This is a genomic window from Streptomyces sp. NPDC050988 (assembly GCF_044456225.1).
Taxonomy (GTDB): Bacteria; Actinomycetota; Actinomycetes; order Streptomycetales; family Streptomycetaceae; genus Streptomyces.
In genome coordinates this window covers 51,980-74,413 of the sequence record NZ_JBITFQ010000045.1, presented here as the reverse complement: position 1 = coordinate 74,413, position 22,434 = coordinate 51,980, and the positions used below count along the sequence as shown (strand labels likewise).

Sequence of the window (22,434 nt, the reverse complement as noted above, 5' to 3'; positions counted from 1 at the left end):
GTGGGGGCTTGCGGGGTGTGTTGTTGGGTGCGGGCCGGTGGGGGCTGATCGCGCAGTTCCCCGCGCCCCTAAAGACCTCTAGGGGCGCGGGGAACTGCGCAATCTTTTGGGGGTTCGGGGGCGGAGCCCCTGAGTTAGTGACGGGAATGGGTAGGGGCGGCGGGGGCGAAAAAGGCCCTAGCTCAACCGATACGCATCCAACGCCAACGTCATCTCAATCAGATCCCGAGGCCGCGCCAACGACCGCGACGTCAACTGCTCCAACCGCCGCAAGCGGTTGAAGACAGTGTTCCGGTGGCAGTACAGACGCCCGGCAGCCCGCCCGGCAGACCCCTCACACGCGAGCCACACATCCAGCGTCTCCAACAACACCGCCCGATCCGCCGGCTCGAGTTCGAGCAGCGACCCGAACACGTCGGACACCAGCCGCCCCGCCAACTCGGGCTGGCTCACGACGAGAGCGGTCGGCATCCGCTGATCGAGCCGCACAACGGCCGTCGCATCGGGCGGACACGTACGAAGCGCCAGCTCGGCCAGCCGCCGAGCCCGCCCGAGTTCGGCAAGCCCGGCGACGACGGGACTGATCCCACCGGGACCGGAACAACGGCCGTCCAACGCGCGCGCGACCCCGTCGAGCCCCTGCCCGTCCGCAAGGGCCACCACTCCGACCTCGCAGTCGGCCCGCATCCGCCAGATGAACCGGAACCCGTCCCCCTCCACGGGCCGCCGATACGACTCCCGTTCCCGTCGCTCGGACCGCAGCACGACCACCGCGTACGGCCCGCGCTCGGGCAGATCGAGCCCGGCGGCGGCCCGAGCCGCGAGCCCGGGCGCCTCCTGCCCTTCGAGGAGCGCGTCGAGCAACGCCTGAAGACGCTCGTCGGTACGCCGCCGAAGCTCCATCTCGGTCGCCCGGTACGCCTCGGTGGCCACGGCGGCCTGCGCGTCCACGGCGGACCACACCATGGTCGCCGAACGCATCAGCACCACGAGCCGCTCCGGCTCCTGCCCGGCCGCCGCCCCCTCCTCCATCAGCGCGTCCCACACCAGATACCCCGCGGCGCGATACGCGTGCACGAGCAGCTCCAGCGGTAGCCCCTGCTGGGCCCTCCGCCGCCCCGCCTCCTCCGCGTACTCCAGGTCACGGCGGGGCGAGTCCCGGGGCGCGGAGATCGTCTGGATCCCGATCCGCATCGCCTCCTCGGCCTCCCGCCACTGCTGGTCGTACGGCAGGAACTCCCCGTAGACGGAGGAGTGTTCGGCAAGCTGCCGCATGTGCTCGTCGACGAGCTCGGGCAACCGTTCCAGCAGCGCTGTACAGGACTCGGTGAGCAGCTTCCAGTCATGACCGGTACGCCTTCTGCGGGCTCCCATGGCCGGAGGATGCCACCGGTGGGGCGCCCCGCACAGGCCCCTGACACGCGGTGTTGTGCGCGCGCACAACGCACGGCCGCGCCCGCTGGTCACCCGCAGCGATTCGCCCGCACCCCGTGGACGGACGCCCCCGCCGGTGCTGTGGTGAGCGCCACACGGGGCGAGAACAGGGGGAGTTCGATGGGTGGTTCGGGTGGTTCGGTCGGTTCCGGGCTGGTCGTTCATGAGCTGTCGGTCGGATACGGGCCCGTACGCGCACTGCGCCAGGTGTCCCTGGAGGTGCCCGAGGGAGCCGTGGTCACCGTCCTCGGCGGCAACGGCGCGGGCAAGTCGACCCTGCTCCGGGCGGTCTGCCGGACGCTGTCCTTCCACGGCGGCGCGGTCACCGGCGGCACGGTGAACCTGAACGGCCGCCGACTCGACGGGCTGTCGCCGGACCGCGTCGTCGCCGCCGGAGTGTCCCAGATACCGGAAGGGCGACGGGTGTTCGCGAGGATGACCGTCGCCGACAACCTGCGGGCCGGGGCACTCGGCGCCACCGGGGGCCGGGCCGGCCGGGCCGCCGCCCTGCGCCGCGTCCACGAACTGTTCCCCGTCCTCGCCGACCGCGCCCAGCAGCGCGCCGGCCTGCTGTCGGGCGGAGAACAGCAGATGCTCGCGGTCGGCCGCGGCCTGATGGCCACCCCGCGCATCCTGCTCCTCGACGAGCCGTCCCTCGGGCTCGCCCCGCTGATGGCCGAGCGGATCGCCGACACCGTAAGGGAGATCAACGCCCAGGGCACCTCGATCCTGCTCGTCGAACAGAACGCCGCCCTGGCCCTGCGGCTCGCCTCCCGCGCGTACGTCCTCGAGGTCGGCGAAGTCACCCTGTCGGGTCCCGCGGACGAACTGGCCGCCTCCGACGAGGTGCGCCGCCGCTATCTGGGCGTCGTCGACGAGGACGCGGCGGCCGACGCCGAGCGGGCCCGCACCACGCATCCGGCCCTGACCCGCTGGAAGGGGTGAACACCGCCATGCCGAGCGACGCCATGCCCAGCGACGGCACACCGCGCGACGACGAACCGGACCCCGCCCGGCCGGACACCCGACGGGACCCGACAACCAGACCGGACCGCGCCCGGTCTGACCACACGCGGTCGGACCCCAGCCGCTCCGATCCCACCCGGCCGGACTCCCCGCCTCCGCAGCCCACTTCACCCGCTCCCGACGTCCCGCCGCTCCACGTAAGGGAGTTGACCGTCCGGTTCGCGGGCCTCACCGCCCTCGACGCCATCGACTTCACCGTGCGCCCCGGCACCGTCCACGCCCTCATCGGCCCCAACGGCGCCGGAAAGTCCACCTGTTTCAACGTCCTGTCCGGGGTCTACCGCGCCACCGCGGGCAGCGTCCTCTTCGGCGAGCACGAACTGACCGGCATGCCTCCGCACCGCATCGCCGATCTGGGCGTCGCCCGCATCTTCCAGAACCTCGCGCTGCCCCCGCTCGCCACGGTCGAGGACAGTCTGCTCCTCGGACGCCACCGGCTCACCCGAACCGGCTTCCTGTCAGCGGGACTTCGCCTCCCGGCGGCGGCCCGGGAAGAGCGGCGGCACCGTGAACGCGTACGCGAGATCGCCGAGTTCGTCGGCATCGCGCCCTACCTCGACCGCCCGGCGGGCTCCCTCCCGTACGGGCAGCAGAAGCTCGCCGAACTCGCCCGCGCCCTCTGCATGGAGCCGCGCCTGCTGCTCCTGGACGAGCCGGTCGCGGGCATGACCGCCGACGAGCGCCGCCGAACCTCCGCCGTGATAGCGGGAGTTCGCGACAGCCTCGGCATCTCGATCGTCCTGGTGGAACACGACATGGGGGTGGTGATGCGGCTCGCTGACGCGGTGACCGTACTCGACTTCGGGCGCCTGATCGCGGACGGCGCCCCCGCCGACGTACAGAACGACCCGGCGGTCGTACGCGCCTACCTGGGGGAGCGCCGCTCGGGAGAGGAGAGCGCCTCGTGAGCACCTTCGCCGAACTCCTCCTCAACGGTGTGTCGATGGGGTCGGTCTACGCCCTCATCGCCCTCGGCTTCGTGGTCATCTTCCGGGCCACCGAGGTCGTCAACTTCGCCCATGCGTCACTGCTGTTGGCGGGCGGGTACGTCACCGCGACCCTCCACGACGACATCGGCTTCTGGCCCGCGCTGCTGGTCGGGATCGCCGGTGCCGCGGTGGTCGGCGCGGCCGTGGAGTTCCTGGTGATGCGCCGCTACCGGGGGTCCGACCACAGCGTCCTCGCCATCGTCACGATCGGCGTGGACATCCTGCTCACCACCGAACTGACCCGCCGCATCGGCACGGACGTCCTGCCCCTCGGCGACCCGTGGGGCGACGCCGTGCTGACCCTCGGCCCCATCTCGCTGGCCCACACACGCATCGCCGCCTTCGTGGCCGCGGCCCTGCTGATAACCGTGTTCCTGCTCGCGTTCCGCTACACCTCCTGGGGTGTCGCGATGCGGGCCGCCGCCGAGAGCCCGGAGACGGCCGCGCTGATGGGCGTACGGCTCGGCAGGGTGTCGCTCGGGGCGTGGGCCGTGGCCGGGGGCCTTGCGGCCGTGGCCGCGCTGTTCCTGACCGTCTTCCCGACCCCAGGACTGGAGAGAGCCACCTCGCTCGCCGCCCTCAAGGCCTTCCCCGCCGCCATCCTCGGCGGCCTCGACTCCACGACGGGCGCGCTCGTCGGCGGCCTGCTCGTGGGCGTCACCGAGTCCCTGGCCACCGGCTACCAGAGCGAACTGACCTTCCTGGGCCGGGGGTTGGGCGACCTCGCCCCCTACCTCGTGATGACAGTGATCCTGCTCATCCGGCCCGCCGGGCTGTTCGGCACGAAGGAGCTGGCCCGTGTCTGAGGCCCTCGTGAGACCGCTGCGTTCCGCCGCCCGCACCCGTACGTACGTCTGGGCCGCCGGAGCCGTCCTCCTGCTCGCCCTGCCCTTCTACCTGGACCGGTTCTGGCTCCAGGCCGGGCTGTTCGCGATGGCCGCCGCGATCGGGGCGATCGGCATCAACCTCCTCACCGGCTCCACGGGCCAGCTCTCCATGGGCCACGCCTTCTTCCTCGCGATCGGCGCGTACGGCTACTGCGTGTTCGCCGCGGACGGCGGTGACGGGCTGACCGGCCTCGGCCTGCCGACCTGGCTCGCGGCCGTCCTCGCCGTCCTCGTCGCGGGCCTGGCGGGCGGCCTCTTCAGCCCCATCGCGGGCCGGCTGCGCGGCGCCTACCTGGGCATCGCCACACTCGCGCTGATCTTCATAGGCCAGCACGTGCTGTTCAACGCCCGCGACCTCACCGGCGGCTTCAACGGCCGCGACGTACCGCCCCTGAGCCTCTTCGGACTCACCTTCGACGACCGTGAACTCGTCGTCGCCGCCGTGCCGTTCGGCTCGGCGGAGAAGCTCTGGTACGCGGGACTCGTCCTCCTCCTCGGCTGTGCGCTCTTCGCCCGCGGGGTGCTGCGCGGCCGCCCCGGACGCGCCATGAACGCGATCCGGGACCACCGCATAGCCGCCGGGGTCATCGGTGTGCCCGTCGCCCGCTATCGGGCGGCCGTCTTCGTCCTGTCCTCGATGTACGCGGGCCTCGCGGGCGTCCTGCTCGCCCTGGTCTTCCAGCGGACGGTGCCGGACTACTTCGGCATCACGCTGTCGCTCGAATACCTCGCCATGATCGTCATCGGCGGGCTCGGTTCGGTCTCCGGGGCGGTGGTCGGGGCCGCGTTCGTCTCCCTGCTGCCGCAGCTGCTGACCCGCTACAGCGATGCGCTGCCCCTGGTCTCCGCCCCCGGTACGGGCGGGGTCGCACCGGGCGAGGCATCCCGGTACCTCTACGGCGCCGCCGTCGTCGCGGTGGTGCTCTTCCTGCCCGGCGGCCTGGTCAGGGTGGCCGCCGGGCGTCGTGTCAGGACCGGTCCACGGTCCATCCCAGGGGAGGAACGATGAGGACGACATACGCGGCCCAGGTGACCGCAGGCGCGCTCGCCGCGCTGCTCGTGCTGGCCGGGTGCAGTTCGAAGGCCAAAGACACCGACAACGACGACAAGGACAACGGGACGGCCGCGGGCGAGGTGAAGACCGGCGACGGCATCTCCGGCAAGACCATCACGCTCGGCGTCCTCACCGACATGACCGGCGTGTACGCGACCCTCGGCAAGAGCGTCACCCAGGCCCAGCAGCTCTATGTGAAGCAGCTGAACGCCGACGGCGGTGTCTGCGGCTACGAGGTCGAGCTCACCGTCCGTGACCACGGCTACGACCCGCAGAAGGCCCTCGCCGGGTACACGGAGCTGGAGCCGAAGGTGCTCGGTTTCACTCAGTTCATCGGCTCGCCGTTCGTCGCCGCCGTCAAGCAGCGCATCGACGGCCAGGACAAGGGCCTGGTCCTGCCGCAGGCCTGGTCGGCGACGCTGCTCGGCAGCCCGTACATCAGGGTCATCGGATCCACGTACGACATCGAGACGATCAACGCCGTCGACTTCCTGATGAAGGAGAAGGGCATCAAGAAGGGCGACAAGATCGGGCACGTCTACTTCGAGGGTGACTACGGCGAGAGCGCGCTGGTCGGCTCGAAGCACATCGCGAAGGAGGCCGGTCTGACCGTCGTCGAGCAGAAGATCAAGCCGACCGACAACGACATGACCGCACAGGTCGCCGCCCTCAAGAAGGCCGGCGTGAAGGCGGTCGTGATCAGCGCGGGCCCGCGCCAGGCGGCCTCGCTCGTCGGTGTCGCCGCGGCCGGCGGCTTCGACGTCCCGATCATCGGCAACAACTCGGCCTTCGCCCCGCAGCTCCTGGCGACCCAGGCGGGCCCGGCCCTGATGAAGAACTACTACGTGGCCTCGCCCTCGCTGCCCATCGGCGCGGACACCCCTCAGGCCCAGAAACTGGTCGCCGACTACAAGAAGGCGTACCCGAAGGACTCCCTCGACAACGGAGTCGTCGCCGGCTGGACCGCGGTCTACGCCTTCGGCGAGGCCCTGAAGAAGGCCTGCGCATCCAAGGACCTGACCCGCGAGGGCGTCGACAAGGCCCTCCTCACCATCAACTCCCTCGACACGGGCTTCGGCATCCCCCAGGACTTCACCGACCCCAACGCCCCCTCCTCCAAGCAGAGCGTCATCCTCCAGCCCGACAAGACCGTGACAGGCGGCATGAAGGTGGTCAGGGACGCGGAGGCCTCGGACGTGGCGGCGAAGTACACACCGGCCCCGTAAGGGGCGCGGGGAACTGCGCAATCTTTTAGGGGCGCGAGGAACTGCGCGACCAGCCCCCACACACCCGCACTCGACCGACCACCCAAGGGTCACCCCACACGAAGGGCCCCGAACCAACAGGTTCGGGGCCCTTCAGGTCACACCACAAGACAACTACGGCAGCTGCGCAGCCCGCGCCTCACGCCGATTGTCCCGAAAATTGTTCACCCTCCGAGCCGTGGCGAAGAGGGGAATCACCGCTCCGGTCACCAGCTGCAACGCACAGCCCGTCTGAAGGAGCAGCTGCCCACCGGGCGCGTCGAACGCCCACGCCGCCAGCAGCGCCATGCTCGTGACGATCCACGAGAGCATCGCCACGGCGAGCCGCCCCCGCGGCTTCGGGTACTCGACCCGGCTCACCATCAGCCACGCGGTGCCGATGATCGCCATGAGCGTGGCGACGAACGGCAGCTCGAGCAGCACGATGGAGACGACGGTCAGCGCGCCGAACGGCGAGGGCATGCCCTGGAAGGTGCCGTCCTTGACCGTGACGCAGGAGAATCTGGCGAGCCGGAGTACGACCGCCAGCAGGACCACGATGGCCCCCACCGCCGCCACCCGCTGGTGCGCGTCGTCGGCGACCATGCCGTAGACCAGCACGAAGTACGCCGGCGCCAGGCCGAAGCTGATCAGGTCGGAGAGGTTGTCCAGCTCCGCGCCCATGGGGGAGGAGCGCAGCTTGCGGGCGACCAGTCCGTCGAACAGGTCGAAGACCGCGGCGCACAGCATCAGGATCACGGCGGTCGCGGCGCTGTGCCGCGCCATGCCCGTCTCCTGGCTGCCCGTGAGGTGCGGGATGAGGATGCCGGTGGTGGTGAAGTACACCGCCATGAAGCCGCACGTGGCATTACCGAGCGTGAGGGTGTCCGCTATTGAGAGGCGGAGAGAGAGGGGCATCTCCTCCTCGTCGTCCAGCTCATCGGCCTCCGGCACCCAGCCGGCCTGTGTCTCGGGATCAATCACGGTCAATGCGAGTCACCCCCGCCACGGTCTTCTGGCCGACCTCCACGTCGACCTCGACACCCTCGGGGAGGTAGATGTCGACGCGCGACCCGAAGCGGATCAGCCCGATCCGGTCGCCCTGCTCGACCTTCGTGCCCTGAGGGATGTACGGCACGATACGCCGCGCGACCGCACCGGCGATCTGGATCATCTCGATGTCGCCGAGTTCGGTGTCGAAGTGCCAGACAACGCGCTCGTTGTTCTCGCTCTCCTTGTTGAACGCCGGAACGAAACCGCCGGGGATGTGCTCCACCGACGTCACCGTGCCGGAGAGAGGCGCGCGGTTGACGTGGACGTTCAGCGGGCTCATGAAGATCGCGACGCGGGTGCGACCGTCCTTCCACGGCATGATGCTCTGCACCACACCGTCGGCCGGGGAGATGACCCGGCCCGGGGCGATCTCACGCTCGGGGTCGCGGAAGAACCACAGCATGCCCGCCGCCAGCGCGGTGGCGGGTACGGCGACGGCCTTGGCGGCGCCGGACCTGCGCGCGCGTACCAGGCTGAGTGCTGCGGTGGCGACGGTCGGGAGGAGCCACGGCGATGCTCCGCGCGCAATACGTACGCCTGCCAGGCTGTCGCGTGGTGCAGAGGTTTGGCTGTGGGGCATGGATGACCTTCGTAGCGGATGATGCCGCGCTGTAACGGGGGACGGCGGCTTTCCCGGGATCGTACCGGTCGCGGGCCACAACTGGGCAAGCCAGGAAGCCGAGTCGGCGGCTGAAGAGCGTTGACGGGGTGTGACCTTCTTCTCGATGAAACACCCCGAATCGGTAGATCTAGCCCTGGAACCGATACTCTTCGAGCAACCTGCGTCCGATGATCATTTTCTGGATCTCGGCGGTACCTTCACCGATGAGCAGCATCGGGGCCTCACGGTAGAGGCGCTCGATCTCGTACTCCTTGGAGAAGCCGTAACCGCCGTGGATCCGGAAGGCGTCTTCGACAACCTCTTTGCAGTATTCGGAGGCGAGGTACTTCGCCATCCCTGCTTCGAGGTCGTTTCGCTCACCGGAGTCCTTTTTGCGTGCCGCATTCACCATCATCGCATGGGCGGCCTCGACCTTGGTAGCCATCTCGGCCAGCTTGAACTGGATCGCCTGGTGCTGGGCGATCGGTTTGCCGAAAGTGTGACGCTGCTGGGCATAGGAGACGCCCAGCTCGAACGCACGCTGAGCCACACCGCAACCACGCGCCGCCACGTTGACGCGGCCGACCTCGACGCCGTCCATCATTTGGTAAAACCCTCGGCCGGTGACCCCGCCGAGCACGCGATTGGCCGGAATCCGCAGGCCATCCATGATCAGCTCGGTGGTGTCGACACCCTTGTACCCCATCTTGTCGATCTTCCCGGGGATGGTCAGGCCGGGTCGGACCTCACCGAAGCCGGGCTCCTTCTCCACGAGGAAGGTCGTCATCGACTTGTGGGGCGCCGTGCCCTCAGGGTGGCCTTCGTCACTCTTCACCAGAACGGCCACGAGCGTCGACGTTCCGCCGTTCGTCAGCCACATCTTCTGACCGTTCAGGACGTACTCGTCGCCGTCCTTGACCGCCTTCGAGGTGATCGCCGAAACGTCCGAGCCGAGTGCCGGTTCCGACATGGAGAACGCGCCGCGCACCTCGCCCGCCGCCATGCGCGGAAGGAAATACTCCCTCTGCTCCTGCGTACCGTGCTGCTTGAGCATGTACGCCACGATGAAATGCGTGTTGATGATGCCGGACACCGACATCCAGCCGCGCGCGATCTCCTCCACGCACAGCGCGTAGGTGAGGAGAGATTCGCCCAGACCCCCGTACTCCTCGGGAATCATGAGGCCGAAGAGGCCCAACTCCTTGAGTCCGTCGACGATCTGCTGCGGGTACTCGTCGCGGTGCTCCAGCTCGGTCGCGACCGGGATGATCTCCTTGTCCACGAAGTCCCGCACGGTGGACAGGATCTCCTGCTGGATGTCGGTCAGACCGGCGGTCTGGGCGAGTCGCGCCATGGCTACTTCTCCTGCTCCTTCAGCTGGGGGCGTCCGGGCTGCTCGCCGCCGCGCTCCTGGATGTACGTCTCGGTGGGGACCATCACCTTGCGGCGGAACACGCAGACCAGCGTGCCGTCCTGCTTGTAGCCCTTGGTCTCGACGTGGACGATCCCGCGGTCGTTCTTGGACTTCGACGGGGTCTTGTCGAGGACCGTGGTCTCGCCGTAGATCGTGTCGCCGTGGAACGTCGGCGCCACGTGCTTCAGCGACTCGACCTCCAGGTTGGCGATCGCCTTGCCCGACACGTCCGGCACCGACATGCCCAGCAGCAGCGAGTAGATGTAGTTGCCGACCACCACGTTCTTGCCGAAGTCCGTCGTGTTCTCGGCGTAGTTGGCGTCCATGTGGAGCGGGTGGTGGTTCATCGTCAGGAGACAGAAGAGGTGGTCGTCGTACTCCGTGACGGTCTTCCCGGGCCAGTGTTTGTAGACCGCGCCGACCTCGAACTCCTCGTAGGTGCGTCCGAACTGCATGTGCTCAGGCCTCCGGGGCTTCGAACTTGCTGGTGCGCTGCATGCCGGCGGCCCGGCCCTTGCCGGAGATGACGAGGGCCATCTTGCGGCTGGCCTCGTCGATCATCTCGTCGCCGAGCATCGCGGAGCCCTTCTTGCCGCCCGCCTCGGACGTGTAGAAGTCGTACGCGTCCAGGATCAGCTCGGCGTGGTCGAAGTCCTCCTGGGAGGGCGAGAAGATCTCGTTCGACGCCTCGACCTGGCCCGGGTGCAGCACCCACTTGCCGTCGAAACCGAGCGCGGCGGCCCGCCCGGCCACCTCGCGGTAGCCGTCGATGTTGCGGATCTGCAGGTAGGGGCCGTCGATCGCCTGGAGGTTGTTGGCGCGGGCGGCCATCAGGATCTTCATCAGGATGTAGTGGTAGGCGTCCGCCGGGTAGCCGGGCGGCTGCTCGCCCACGACCAGCGACTTCATGTTGATCGACGCCATGAAGTCGGCCGGGCCGAAGATGATCGTCTCGACGCGCTGGGAGGCCGTCGCGATCTCGTTGACGTTGTTCAGACCCTGGGCGTTCTCGATCTGCGCCTCGATGCCGATCTTGCCGACCTCGAAGCCCATCGTCTTCTCGATCTGCGTCAGCAGGAGGTCCAGGGCCACGATCTGCTGGGCGTCCTGGACCTTGGGCAGCATGATGCAGTCGAGGTTCGGACCGGCGCCCTCGACCACCGTCACGACATCGCGGTATGTCCACTCGGTCGTCCAGTCGTTGACCCGCACGACCCGCGTCTTGCCCGTCCAGTCACCCTCGTTGAGGAACTTGACGATGGTGTGCCGCGCCTCGGGCTTGGCCAGCGGCGCGCACGCGTCCTCCAGGTCCAGGAAGACCTGGTCGGCCGGGAGGCCCTGCGCCTTCTCCAGGAAGCGGGGGTTGCTCCCCGGCACCGCGAGGCAGGAGCGACGCGGGCGCAGACGGTTGACGGGGCTGGTCATGCGGGGACCTCCAGTGGGTCGAGCTTGTTCGCTTTCCGGATCTCGTCGACGATCCGGCCGATGATTCCGGTGATGTCGAAATCCTTCGGAGTGAAGACCGCGGCCACTCCCGCGGCCCGCAGGTCTTCGGCGTCGCCATTCGGGATGATGCCACCGGCGATCACCGGGATGTCTGTGGCACCGGCCACACGCAGCCGTTCCAGCACGTCGGGCACCAGCTGGGCGTGCGAGCCGGAGAGGATGGACAGCCCCACCGCGTGCACGTCCTCGGCGACGGCCGCGGTCACGATCTCCTCGGGCGTGAGCCGGATGCCCTGGTAGACCACCTCGAAGCCGGCGTCACGGGCCCGTACGGCGATCTGCTCGGCGCCGTTGGAGTGCCCGTCCAGGCCCGGCTTGCCGACCAGGAAGCGGAGCTTGCCGACGCCCATGTCCTTCGCGGTCAGCTCCACCTTGCGGCGGACCAGCGCCATCGCCGTGCCCTCCTCGGCGGTCACCGCGACGGGCGCGGACGACACGCCGGTGGGGGCGCGGAACTCGCCGAACACCTCGCGCAAGGCACCGGCCCACTCGCCGGTCGTGACCCCGGCCCGGGCGCACTCCAGGGTGGCCTCCATGAGGTTGCCGGTGCCCTTCGCGGCCTCCTTCAGCCGCTCCAGCGCCTTGCAGGGGCGCGGGTGATTGAAGGGGGGCTGGTAGCGGGTGTCGCGCCAGTCCTTGAGGGCGGCGGTCACCCCGGCCTCGACCGCCGGGTCGACCGTCATGATCGCGGCGTCCAGATCGGCGGTGAGCGGGTTCGGCTCGGTCGACTCGAAGATGTTGACGCCGACGATCTTCTCGTCCCCGGATTCGATACGGGCCCGGCGCTCGGCGTGCGACGAGACGAGCTGCGACTTCAGATAGCCCGACTCGACGGCCGCCATCGCGCCGCCCATCTCCTGGATCCGGTCGATCTCGGCGAACGAGTCCTCGACCAGCTGGGAGACCTTCGCCTCGATGACGTGCGAGCCCTCGAAGATGTCCGCGTACTCCAGCAGGTCGCTCTCGTACGCGAGCACCTGCTGCATGCGCAGGGACCACTGCTGGTCCCAGGGCCGGGGCAGGCCCAACGCCTCGTTCCAGGCCGGGAGTTGGACGGCACGCGCGCGTGCGTCCTTCGAGAGGGTCACCGCCAGCATCTCCAGCACGATCCGCTGGATGTTGTTCTCCGGCTGGGCCTCGGTCAGACCGAGGGAGTTGACCTGGACCCCGTACCGGAAACGGCGGTGCTTGGGGTTCTCGATGCCGTACCGCTCGCGGGTGATCCTGTCCCAGATGCGGCCGAACGCCCGCATCTTGCACATCTCCTCGACGAAGCGGACGCCCGCGTTCACGAAGAAGGAGATCCGCGCGACCACGTCCCCCTTCTGCTCCTCCGCGATCTGCCCGGACGCGAACACCGCGTCCAGGACGGCGATCGCGGTGGACATCGCGTACGCGATCTCCTGGACCGGGGTGGCTCCCGCCTCCTGGAGGTGGTAGCTGCAGATGTTGATCGGGTTCCACTTGGGGATGTTGTTGACGGTGTAGCAGATCATGTCCGTCGTCAGACGGAGCGAGGGCACCGGCGGGAAGACGTGCGTCCCCCGCGACAGGTACTCCTTCACGATGTCGTTCTGGGTCGTGCCCTGGAGCCTGGTGATGTCGACACCCTGCTCCTCGGCGACGACCTGGTAGAGCGCCAGCAGCCACATGGCGGTGGCGTTGATGGTCATCGAGGTGTTCATCTGGTCCAGGGGGATGTCCTGGAACAGCCGGCGCATGTCACCGAGGTGCGAGACGGGCACGCCCACCCGGCCGACCTCGCCGCGGGCGAGGATGTGGTCGGGGTCGTAGCCGGTCTGTGTCGGCAGGTCGAACGCGACCGAGAGACCCGTCTGGCCCTTGGCGAGGTTGCGCCGGTACAGCTCGTTGGACGCCTCGGCCGTGGAGTGACCGGCGTAGGTGCGCATGAGCCACGGCCGGTCCCTTACGTTCTTCGCCTGCGGCGTCTGGCGCTCAGTCATGGGGTGGCCCTCAGATGTTCCGGAAGCGGTTGATGGCGTCGACGTGCTGGGCGCGCTTCTCCTCGTCACGCACGCCGAGGCCCTCGGTGGGCGCCAGCGCCAGGACTCCGACCTTGCCCTGATGGAGGTTGCGGTGCACGTCGTACGCGGCCTGCCCGGTCTCCTCCAGCGAGTACACCCGGGAGAGCGTGGGGTGGATCTTGCCCTTCGCGATGAGCCGGTTGGCCTCCCAGGCCTCGCGGTAGTTGGCGAAGTGTGAGCCGATGATCCGCTTCAGGGACATCCACAGGTAGCGGTTGTCGTACTCGTGGTTGTAGCCCGAGGTCGAGGCACAGGTGACGATCGTGCCGCCCTTGCGGGTGACGTAGACCGAGGCGCCGAAGGTCTCGCGGCCCGGGTGCTCGAAGACGATGTCCACGTCCTCGCCCCCGGTCAGCTCACGGATGCGCTTGCCGAAACGCTTCCACTCCTTCGGATCCTGGTTGTGCTCGTCCTTCCAGAACCGGTAGTCCTCGGCGTTGCGGTCGATGATCGCCTCGGCGCCCATCGCACGGCAGATGTCCGCCTTCTGCGGGCTGCTCACCACGCAGATGGGGTTGGCGCCGCCGGCGAGCGCGAACTGGGTGGCGTACGAGCCGAGTCCGCCGCTGGCGCCCCAGATCAGGACGTTGTCGCCCTGCTTCATGCCGGCGCCGTTGCGGGAGACCAGCTGCCGGTAGGCGGTGGAGTTCACCAGCCCCGGGGCGGCGGCCTCCTCCCACGACAAGTGGTCGGGCTTGGGCATCAGCTGGTTCGACTTCACGAGCGCGATCTCGGCGAGGCCGCCGAAGTTCGTCTCGAAGCCCCAGATGCGCTGCTCGGGGTCGAGCATCGTGTCGTTGTGCCCGTCGCTGGACTCCAGCTCGACGGACAGGCAGTGCGCGACGACCTCGTCACCGGGCCGCCAGGCGTTCACGCCCGGACCGGTGCGCAGCACGACGCCCGCCAGGTCGGAGCCGATGATGTGGTACGGCAGGTCGTGGCGCTTGGTGAGGTCGCTGAGCTTGCCGTAGCGCTCCAGGAACCCGAAGGTCGCCATGGGCTCGAAGATCGAGGTCCACACGGAGTTGTAGTTGACCGAGGAGGCCATCACGGCCACCAGGGCCTCGCCGGGGCCGAGTTCCGGCACCGGCACGTCGTCCAGGTGGATCGACTTGCGTGGGTCCTTGTCGCGGGTGGCGAGTCCGGTGAACATCTCCGTCTCGTCCTTGTGCACGGTGATCGCGCGGTACGACTCGGGGAGCGGCAGTGCGGCGAAGTCGGCGGACGTGGCCGTCCGCGACTGAATCGCGTCCAGGATTTCCTTCACGGTGGTGCCTCCGGCGATGAGCGTCTGAGGGGAACGCTGAGGGTTACGTCGGGGTGATTGCTGCTGGTGTGAGGCAGTGCCGTCGGTTCGGCGGGGGTGGTGCTCGGCAGCGCGTTGTGGCGCGGAAGGTTGCCTGTGACGCAGGCGTCCGGGCGCGCAGACCATTGGTTTGCGGGGACAGCCGGCGTACGAAGGATCTCTGCACGCCGGCCGCCCGGACAACTTCAACGTATGGCACGCCGTGTCACGCCGCAAGGCACGGAGTGCCAGAAGTTGCGCTCAGGTGAAATCTTTACGTAACACGTGAGCGATGATCGATCAGGCTGGGCCAGGAAACGCCCGAATCTGGGCAAAAAGATGCCGGACGCGCTCACATTGAGCTCGTCCGGCGATCAGGCGTTTGGCGAGGACAGCGGCTGGGCTGCTGCCGCTGTTCCGCGGAGTGCTGCTATGGCCGCCGCGGTTTCGCGGGGTGCCGCTACGGCCGTTCCTTGAGCGCCTGCTCGATCGTGCGCATCACCTGGTCCAGCGGAGCGTCCACGCGGGCCACGGTCACCAGTACCTCGCCCTCCACGGAGGCGGCAGTGGCGGGCGCCGAGCGCGACGCGGTGTCCCGCCCGGCGCCGATCCCCGTACCGAAGGTCTTCCGGACGATCGCGAAGGCGTGGTCCAGCTGGCTTTCGACGTCTCCCTGGCCGCCCGCCCGCAGCCAGCGCCGCAGCACGTGGTTGTGGGCCGTGACCACGGCGGACGCGGCGACCTCCGCGAGCAGCGGGTCGTCGTTGGCGTCGTCGTCGTGGGCGTGCTCGTCGAAGTGGCCCAGCAGATAGCGGGTGAACAGCCGCTCGTAGCGGGCCACGGACGCGATCTCCGCCTCCCGCAGGGTCGGTACCTCGCGGGTGAGCTTGTAGCGCGACACCGAGATCTCCGGCCTCGCCGCGTACATCTTCATGACTTCCTTGATGCCCCGGCACACCGTGTCGAGCGGATGCTCGTGCGCCGGCGCCGCGTTGAGCACCGCCTCGGCCCGGATCAACGTGTCGTCGTGGTCCGGGAAGATCGCCTCTTCCTTGGAGCGGAAGTGCCGGAAGAAGGTGCGCCGGGCGACCCCGGCCGCGGCCGCGATCTCGTCGACGGTCGTCGCCTCGTACCCCTTGGTCGCGAACAGCTCCATCGCGGCGGCCGCGAGTTCGCGGCGCATCTTGAGCCGCTGTGCGGCCGCACGACTGCCCGCGGCACTCTCCGGAGCGTCGGGCGTGGCTGGGGTACGGGAGGACTTGGCGGGCTGGGACATGCCCCGAACGTACTGCATGTACGCGGCGGAGCGCTCATGACCGGGTCTTTCCCCGACCGGGACCGGGACGGGGGCGGCGGCCGGATCGAGCAGCCCGCCCCAGCCGGCGCGTTCGGCGAACAAGTCGCCAGGCCGGCCATCGGCCGAGGGCCCGACTGCGTGCGCGGACCCGTCCGTGGACTCGACGGCCGCCCGCTGCTGTGTCCCGTTGGCGGCCTCGACGGCTGCCCGCTGCTGTGTCCCGTCCATGGACCCGACGGCCGCCCGGTGCTCTTTCCCGTTCACGGACCCGCCGCCGGACGTCTCCTCGGCCCCCGGCCCTTGCCCGACTCCCGGCCCGGTGCCGGATCCGAGGCCGGATCCGGCCGCAGGCCCGCCTCCGGGCCGGTCCCATGGCCCGGAGGCGGGCTCGCCGGGCCTGTCCCCCGGCCCGGCGTCGCGCGGCGGCTCAGCGTCGTGCATATTCGCGGAAGCCGCGGCCCGTCTTGCGGCCGAGGCAGCCCGCGGCCACCAGGTGCTCCAGGAGGGGCGCGGGGGCGAGGCCCGGGTCACGGAACTCGCGGTGCAGGACCTTCTCGATGGCCAGCGAGACGTCCAGGCCGACCACGTCGAGGAGTTCGAAGGGGCCCATCGGATAGCCGCCGCCGAGCCTCATCGCGGCGTCGATGTCGTCGAGCGTCGCGTAGTGCTCCTGGACCATCTTGATCGCGTTGTTCAGGTACGGGAACAGCAGCGCGTTCACGATGAAACCGGCCCGGTCGCCGCAGTCCACCGGGTGCTTGCGGACCTTCGCGCAGACCTCCCTGACCGTGGCGTGCACGTCGTCGGCCGTCAGGACCGTGCGCACGACCTCGACCAGCTTCATCGCCGGGGCCGGGTTGAAGAAGTGCATGCCGACCACGTCCTGGGGCCGCGAGGTGGCGCGGGCACAGGCGACGACGGGCAGCGAGGAGGTGGTGGTGGCAAGGATCGCGCCGGGCTTGCAGACCTTGTCGAAGGTCGCGAACAGCTGCTGCTTGATCTCCAGGTCCTCGGCGACCGCCTCCAGCGCCAGATCGACGTCCGCGAAGGCGTCGTACGAGCCCGCCGGGGTGATCCGTCCCAGCGTCTCGGCGGCGGCCTCGGCGGTCATCCGGCCCTTGTCGACGGAGCGTGAGAGCGACTTGCCGATACGGGCCTTGGCGGCCTGTGCCTTCTCCTCGCTGCGGGCGGCGAGCGCGACCTCGTACCCGGCCTTCGCGAAGACCTCGGCGATACCGGACGCCATGGTGCCGGAGCCCGCGACGCCGACCGAGCGCACGGTGCGGCCGGGCACCAGGGATGCGCCCTCCGGGGGAGTGAGCGCGTCCCGCACGACGGTCGCGCTGCCCGGGGCGTCGTACGTGTAGAAGCCGCGCCCCGACTTGCGGCCGGTCAGGCCCGCCTCGCTGAGCTGCTTGAGGATGGGCGAGGGCGCGTGCAGCCGGTCGTGGGACTCGGCGTACATGGCCTCCAGGACCGTACGCGCGGTGTCGACGCCGATCAGGTCCAGCAGGGCCAGCGGGCCCATGGGCAGGCCGCAGCCGAGCTTCATCGCGGCGTCGATGTCCTCGCGGCTCGCGTACTTCGCCTCGTACATCGCGGCGGCCTGGTTGAGGTAGCCGAAGAGCAGTCCGTCGGCGACGAAGCCGGGGCGGTCGCCGACCGCGACGGGCTCCTTGCCGAGTTCGAGGGCGAGGTCCGTGACGGCGGCGACGGCGGCCGGCGCGGTCAGCACGGACGAGACGACCTCGACCAGCTTCATCGCCGGGGCCGGGTTGAAGAAGTGCAGGCCAAGGACCCGCTCGGGGCGGGCCGAGTCGGCGGCAAGCCGCGTGACGGACAGGGCGTTGGTGCCGGTCGCCAGGATCGTCTCCGGGCGCACGATGCCGTCCAGCTCCCGGAAGATCTGGTGCTTGATGTCGTACGACTCCGGAGCCACCTCGATCACCAGGTCTGCGTCGGCCGCGGCCCGCAGGTCCGTGGACGTGACGAAGCGGGCGAGGGAGTCGTCCCGCTCCTGCTCGGTGAGGCGTCCGCGCTGCACGGCACGGGCGGTCGAGGACTCCAGGGCGGCGGTGGCCTGCGCGGCGGCGGCCTCGCTGATGTCGATGCCCACGACCTCGCGGCCGGCCTTGGCCAGGATCTCGGCGATGCCGGTCCCCATCGTGCCGAGGCCGACGACGGCGACGGTCTTGAGCGGGGACGCGGAGAGTGACAGGGAAGGGTCGGACAGGGGAGTGGCCATCGCGGGACTCCAGGAATGAGTGACGACTGAGGGACGCACCCGGATACGCCGACGGGCGCACACGGTGCGGAGGTTGCGGGTGATGCCGGGCTACGAAGCGCACACGCCCGGCGCCGTGAGTGGGTGAGACTGCGAACCCACGAAACGGTGAGGAAGACCCGACCGGCCCTGTCCCGGAGCCGTGTCGTACAGAGGTACGTGAAGTACCGAACCGACCAGCACCCGCGGCGGCTGCGTCACCAGGCCACCACGAGCAAGTCAGCGAGTGGGTAACTCGCTCGATTGAGCTTAACTGGTGGGTAACGAGCGCGCCAGTCCCCGGTGAATGTGACGTACGTCGCCGATAGGCTTCGGCGATATGGACGAAGAGTTGCGATCGCTCACCCAGCGCTTACGGCACGAGGCGGGCGCGGCTGCCTCGTACTCGTACGAACGACTGGCCTCGACCGGCGACCTCGACGAACTGGCCGACGTGCTCATCGCACCCGAACAGCGGCTCTGGGCAAGGGAGTTGGCCGCGTTCCGGCTCGGTCTTGCCGGGGACCGGCGAGCCTTCGAGGCACTCGTCCTGCTGCTCAACCACCGCGATCCACAGCGCTGCGCGTCCGCCGCGCACGCCCTGGCCCGGCTCGGCGACCCGCGCACGGCCCGCGCGGCGGCCGCCCTGGCCACCAACGAGTTACGCGTCGCCTACGCACTCCATCCGGTACGGCTCCTGGTCGAGCTGCGCGCTCCCGAGTCCGTACCCGCGCTGATCACGACCCTGGCCCGCAGGTTCCGTCCGCACGACCCGTACCGCCGTGTCGCCATCGCGTGCGTGGACGGGCTCGGCGCCCTGGGCGACGAACGGGCCCGCCCCGTCCTGAACGAGGCCCTCGCCCATCCGCCGCTGGCCCAGGCGGCGGCGAGTGCGCTGAAGAGGCTGCCGGCGCAGCGGGCGCCACGCGAATAGGTGTGGACGGGCGTTCACGGTGGAGTGCCTTGTGACCTGCGGGGTACCGAGTGCCCCTGGAGAAGGCGGGGTCGCCGGGGGTTCGCCCGGCGGGAGACGGGCGACCGGCAGGCGGACGAACGTCGCGGGATCCGACCTGCCGTCATCTCCGCGCATCTGGCCCGGGTCCTGCTCCCCGGCGGCCCCAGTCGACGGGGCCGCACTTTTCGCACCATAGGCAGCGGGCGGGGGACCGGGCATCCCCCAGGCGGGGCGAACGGCCCCCTCAGATGGGCTGATTCACCGTTCTACGGTCGGACCTCGTGGACCTTGTCATGCGGTCGGGCGCGGCAGGATGCCCAGGCGCGTCGCTGTGACCACGGCCTCCAGCTGGCTGTGGGCGCCCAGCTTCACCAGGACGCTCTTCACATGCCCGCGCACCGTGTGCCTGCTGAGCACGAGCCGGTCCGCGATCACCTTGAGACCGTGCCCCTGGGCGAGCAGGGCCAGCACCTCGTGCTCCCGGCGGGTCAGCCCGCTCCGCTCCCACCGCTGCTCGGGCAGCCGCGCCGCCAGGGTCGACTCCTCCACCAGGAGCTTGCCGTCGGCCGTGGTCCGGATCGCGGTGAGGATGTCCCCGAAGGCACTGTGCTTGGCGAGGAAGGCCGAGGCGCCCGCCGTCACCGCCCGGGCCAGCTGGTCGGGGGTCGCGTCCGCGGTCAGGACGACCACCCGGGTCGAGGGATGCGCGGCCTTCAGCAGCCGGGTGCCCTCGATACCGTCCCTGCCCGGCAGATGGATGTCCATGAGCACCACGGCGGGCGGCCGACGGACCGCCTCCCGCAACGCCTCGTCGACCGTGCCCACCGCGTCACCGCAGTCCAGGTCGGGCTGCGCCGCGATGGCGATGGCCAGGGCGTCGGCCAGCGCGCGCTGGTCCTCGACCACGAGCACGCGGATCATCCCGGATCCTCCCCCTCCGGATGGCCGGCTCTCCCTGGGCCGGTTGTGGCGATGCGCTTTCGAGCGTAGTGCCGTGCGGCGCCGTCAGGACCCGGCCGTACTCGGAAATGTGTTCCCCGTGTCTGGCCCAACGGCGTTGTGTCAGTCCAGAGTTGAGGCGGAAGCGTGGTTCTTCGCCCCCGCCGCCCCTACCCATTCCCGTCACTACTCGGGGGCCAGCCCCCGAACCCCCGCTCCTCAAACGCCGGAGAGGCTGAAATACCCAGCCCGTCCGGCGTTTGAGGACGAGGCCGTTCAGGCCGATGGCGGGGGTCTGGGGGCGGCAGCCCCCAGAAAGGGACGGGAATGGGTAGGGGCGGCGGGGGCGAAATGGATGACTGACGAGGGGCCGCGGAACCTGTACGAGGCGATGGCACTGGCAGCCCCGGACGGCATCGTCGCGGTGGACACCGACGGCCGCGTACGAGCCTGCAACCCGGCCGCGGCCACACTGCTGGAGCGCCCCGCGGACGAACTGATCGGCTCGGCGTTCGGCTTCCCGCTGGTCCACGGCGAGGCCACCGAGGTCACGCTGGCCCTGCCGAACGGCCGCAGCAAGGTCGTCGAGATGCGGGTCACCCTGGCCCGGCTCGACGACCGCCGGCTGTACGTGGCAGCGCTGCGCGACGGAACCCGCCGACGGCAGGCCGACCACGTCCTCCAGTCCGCCCTCGAACACCAGAGCGTGGTCGTAGCCGTGGCCGCACACCAACTGCACAACCCGCTCGCGGCCCTGGGCGCCCTGGTGCACGTACTGAAGGAGCCGCCACCCGACCTGACGGACCAGGGGCGGGCGCAACTGGTCGAGCGGATCGCCGAGCGCACGGACCGACTGCAGTCGCTCGTCCGCAAGTTGCTCACCGCCGCCCGCATCGACGGATCGTGGCAGCAGGGTGTGCCGGAAGCGGTGCCGGTGCTGGGCTTCCTCCTGGAACGCCTCGCCGAGTCCGCGGCCCGCGGCCGTGATCTGCGGCTGGCCGTCCCGGCGCATCTGGTGGCGCGCGTCGACCGGGTGGCCTTCGCCGAGATCTTCACCAACTGCCTGGAGAACGCCCTCGCCTACGGCCGGGAGCCGGTCGAGATCACGGCGCGCGCCACCGGCGGACGTATCGAACTGTCCGTCGCGGACCACGGTCCAGGTGTTCCCGAGTCCTTCGTCCCGCACCTCTTCGAGTGCTACCGCCGCGACCCCGCCACGGCGGCGGCCACCGAGGGCACCGGCCTCGGCCTGTGGATCGCCCGCAGCCTGGCCCGCGCGAACGGCGGCGACGCCTGGTACGAGCCTGGCCGGCCGAGCGGCGCCGTGTTCTGCGTGAGCCTCCCTCAGGAGCCCCCCAGCACACGGGCGTAACGCACCTCCGGCACCTCGACACCGTCCACCTCGAAAGGCTCCTCCGCGCCGTCCGGAGCGAAACCGGCCTTCTCGTAGAAGCGCCGCGCGCTCACGTTCTCGCGGAGCACCCACAGCAGCATCCGGCCGTGCCCCGCGGCCGTGCAGCGGGCGACGGACTCCCGCAGCAGGGCGCGGCCGACACCGCTCGCCAGCCGGTCGGGGTCCACGTAGATCGCGTACAACTCGGCTTCCGCGGTGCGGACTTCACCGTCCCGGTACGGACCGTGGCACGCCCAGCCGACGACGTCACCGTCCCACTCCGCGACCAGGCTCACCACGCCCTCACCGGCTCCTTCGAAGCGGGCCCGCAGACGCGCGACGTCCTCCGCCGGGTCGAGCCCGTCGAGGTACGCCTGCGGCATCAGCCCCTTGTACGCCGTCTGCCAGCCGCGCACCCGGATCTCGGCCACCCGGGGACAGTCGGCCAGGGCCATCTCCCGGACGTGGAGAGTGGCGGAAGTGGTGCGGAGGCGTTCGTCCATGGCGGCACCCTAGGCGGCCGTGGGGGAGGGGTCCCGTGAATTACGGCGGGCCCGTGGATCGCCCGGGCCGAATCCGCGACCCACTCGGGCGACACCCTCGGCTCACTCGGGCGGCACTCTCGGCTCACTCGGGCAGCAGCGCGAACGCCTCGATCTCCATCAGGAAGTCCGGGCTCACCAGCGCGGCGACCTGCACGGCTGAGGCGGCCGGGAGGCGGTCAGGGGATATGTGCTCGTCCCGGGCCGCGCGGACGGCCGGCATGTACGCCATGTCCGTGACGAAGAAGGTCAGTTTGACCACGTCGTCGAAGGTGGCCCCGGCCGAGGCCAGACAGCGCCGCAGGTTCTCGAAGACCTGACGGGCCTGCGCCGCCGGGTCGCCCTTCCCGACGAGCTTGCCGTTCTCGTCGAGCGCGAGCTGGCCCGAGACCGCCACGAAGCGACCTGTGCCCATGACGACGTGGGTGTACGCGGCGGCGGGGGCGACCCCGTCGGGGGCGGAGATGCGCGTCAGTTCGGCCATGGATCAATCCTGCACCACGGCAC

Annotated in this window: 20 protein-coding genes; 7 read left to right on the top strand and 13 right to left on the bottom strand. The window is 69.9% G+C overall.

Annotated features, from left to right (window positions below):
* Positions 1-177: 177 nt before the first annotated feature.
* The gene (locus ACIBEI_RS46750; RefSeq protein WP_398897334.1) at positions 178-1,374 is read right to left on the bottom strand and encodes a PucR family transcriptional regulator; all 1,197 of its coding nucleotides are present in this window, start codon (positions 1,372-1,374) and stop codon (positions 178-180) included.
* 180 nt (positions 1,375-1,554) lie between these two features.
* Here ACIBEI_RS46750 and ACIBEI_RS46745 point away from each other — a divergent pair, with 180 nt between their 5' ends.
* Genes ACIBEI_RS46745 through ACIBEI_RS46725 form a run of 5 tightly spaced genes read left to right on the top strand, consistent with a single transcriptional unit; the run spans position 1,555 to position 6,616 of the window.
* Positions 1,555-2,379 (top strand): ABC transporter ATP-binding protein, encoded by an 825-nt coding sequence (locus ACIBEI_RS46745; protein ID WP_398897339.1) that lies wholly within the window; start codon positions 1,555-1,557, stop codon positions 2,377-2,379.
* A gap of 8 nt (positions 2,380-2,387) precedes the next feature.
* A complete protein-coding gene (locus tag ACIBEI_RS46740) occupies positions 2,388-3,368 on the top strand; it encodes an ABC transporter ATP-binding protein (RefSeq protein WP_398897333.1) in 981 nt (326 codons plus the stop codon).
* Positions 3,365-4,255: a branched-chain amino acid ABC transporter permease gene (locus ACIBEI_RS46735; protein ID WP_307520277.1), complete on the top strand. Its 891-nt coding sequence runs from the start codon at positions 3,365-3,367 to the stop codon at positions 4,253-4,255. The genes ACIBEI_RS46740 and ACIBEI_RS46735 overlap by 4 nt, the downstream gene beginning before the upstream one ends.
* Positions 4,248-5,345, top strand: coding sequence for a branched-chain amino acid ABC transporter permease (locus tag ACIBEI_RS46730; protein WP_398897332.1), 1,098 nt, complete (start codon positions 4,248-4,250; stop codon positions 5,343-5,345). The genes ACIBEI_RS46735 and ACIBEI_RS46730 overlap by 8 nt, the downstream gene beginning before the upstream one ends.
* Complete coding sequence (locus ACIBEI_RS46725) at positions 5,342-6,616, top strand: ABC transporter substrate-binding protein (RefSeq protein WP_398897331.1); 1,275 nt, start codon at positions 5,342-5,344, stop codon at positions 6,614-6,616. Before ACIBEI_RS46730 ends, ACIBEI_RS46725 begins: the two co-directional genes overlap by 4 nt.
* A 153-nt stretch (positions 6,617-6,769) precedes the next feature.
* Here the strand turns inward: ACIBEI_RS46725 and pssA are convergent, their stop codons facing one another.
* From pssA to ACIBEI_RS46680, 9 genes are all read right to left on the bottom strand, one after another.
* Positions 6,770-7,588: a CDP-diacylglycerol--serine O-phosphatidyltransferase gene (gene pssA / locus ACIBEI_RS46720; RefSeq protein WP_055612055.1), complete on the bottom strand. Its 819-nt coding sequence runs from the start codon at positions 7,586-7,588 to the stop codon at positions 6,770-6,772.
* 22 nt (positions 7,589-7,610) lie between these two features.
* Positions 7,611-8,267 carry a phosphatidylserine decarboxylase gene (locus tag ACIBEI_RS46715; RefSeq protein ID WP_269648406.1) on the bottom strand — a complete coding sequence of 219 codons (657 nt, stop codon included), beginning with the start codon at positions 8,265-8,267 and terminating at the stop codon, positions 7,611-7,613.
* A gap of 169 nt (positions 8,268-8,436) precedes the next feature.
* Entirely contained in the window at positions 8,437-9,642 is a 1,206-nt protein-coding gene (locus tag ACIBEI_RS46710; RefSeq protein ID WP_398897329.1) for an acyl-CoA dehydrogenase family protein, read from the bottom strand.
* A gap of 2 nt (positions 9,643-9,644) precedes the next feature.
* Complete coding sequence (locus tag ACIBEI_RS46705; protein WP_398897328.1) at positions 9,645-10,157, bottom strand: MaoC family dehydratase; 513 nt, start codon at positions 10,155-10,157, stop codon at positions 9,645-9,647.
* A gap of 4 nt (positions 10,158-10,161) precedes the next feature.
* Positions 10,162-11,127 carry a CoA ester lyase gene (locus ACIBEI_RS46700; protein WP_055612052.1) on the bottom strand — a complete coding sequence of 322 codons (966 nt, stop codon included), beginning with the start codon at positions 11,125-11,127 and terminating at the stop codon, positions 10,162-10,164.
* Positions 11,124-13,172 carry a protein meaA gene (locus ACIBEI_RS46695; protein ID WP_398897327.1) on the bottom strand — a complete coding sequence of 683 codons (2,049 nt, stop codon included), beginning with the start codon at positions 13,170-13,172 and terminating at the stop codon, positions 11,124-11,126. Before ACIBEI_RS46695 ends, ACIBEI_RS46700 begins: the two co-directional genes overlap by 4 nt.
* Before the next feature lie 10 nt (positions 13,173-13,182).
* Positions 13,183-14,520, bottom strand: a complete 1,338-nt coding sequence (gene ccrA, locus ACIBEI_RS46690; protein WP_143640985.1) for a crotonyl-CoA carboxylase/reductase — start codon at positions 14,518-14,520, stop codon at positions 13,183-13,185.
* 478 nt (positions 14,521-14,998) lie between these two features.
* A complete protein-coding gene (locus tag ACIBEI_RS46685; RefSeq protein WP_398897338.1) occupies positions 14,999-15,832 on the bottom strand; it encodes a TetR family transcriptional regulator in 834 nt (277 codons plus the stop codon).
* A 430-nt stretch (positions 15,833-16,262) separates the two neighbouring features.
* Complete coding sequence (locus ACIBEI_RS46680; RefSeq protein WP_398897325.1) at positions 16,263-18,080, bottom strand: 3-hydroxyacyl-CoA dehydrogenase family protein; 1,818 nt, start codon at positions 18,078-18,080, stop codon at positions 16,263-16,265.
* 358 nt (positions 18,081-18,438) lie between these two features.
* Between ACIBEI_RS46680 and ACIBEI_RS46675 the strand changes: the two genes are divergently transcribed.
* A complete protein-coding gene (locus tag ACIBEI_RS46675; RefSeq protein WP_398897324.1) occupies positions 18,439-19,032 on the top strand; it encodes an adenylosuccinate lyase in 594 nt (197 codons plus the stop codon).
* A gap of 312 nt (positions 19,033-19,344) precedes the next feature.
* Here the strand turns inward: ACIBEI_RS46675 and ACIBEI_RS46670 are convergent, their stop codons facing one another.
* A complete protein-coding gene (locus ACIBEI_RS46670; RefSeq protein ID WP_398897323.1) occupies positions 19,345-19,974 on the bottom strand; it encodes a response regulator in 630 nt (209 codons plus the stop codon).
* A gap of 373 nt (positions 19,975-20,347) precedes the next feature.
* On the opposite strand from ACIBEI_RS46670, the gene ACIBEI_RS46665 reads away from it, so the two are divergent.
* A complete protein-coding gene (locus ACIBEI_RS46665; protein ID WP_398897322.1) occupies positions 20,348-21,364 on the top strand; it encodes an ATP-binding protein in 1,017 nt (338 codons plus the stop codon).
* Here the strand turns inward: ACIBEI_RS46665 and ACIBEI_RS46660 are convergent.
* Together ACIBEI_RS46660 and ACIBEI_RS46655 are read right to left on the bottom strand one after the other, a co-directional pair.
* Positions 21,337-21,888, bottom strand: coding sequence for a GNAT family N-acetyltransferase (locus ACIBEI_RS46660; RefSeq protein ID WP_398897319.1), 552 nt, complete (start codon positions 21,886-21,888; stop codon positions 21,337-21,339). The genes ACIBEI_RS46665 and ACIBEI_RS46660 overlap by 28 nt on opposite strands.
* 124 nt (positions 21,889-22,012) lie before the next feature.
* A complete protein-coding gene (locus ACIBEI_RS46655) occupies positions 22,013-22,411 on the bottom strand; it encodes a RidA family protein (protein WP_398897318.1) in 399 nt (132 codons plus the stop codon).
* Positions 22,412-22,434 lie beyond the last annotated feature (23 nt).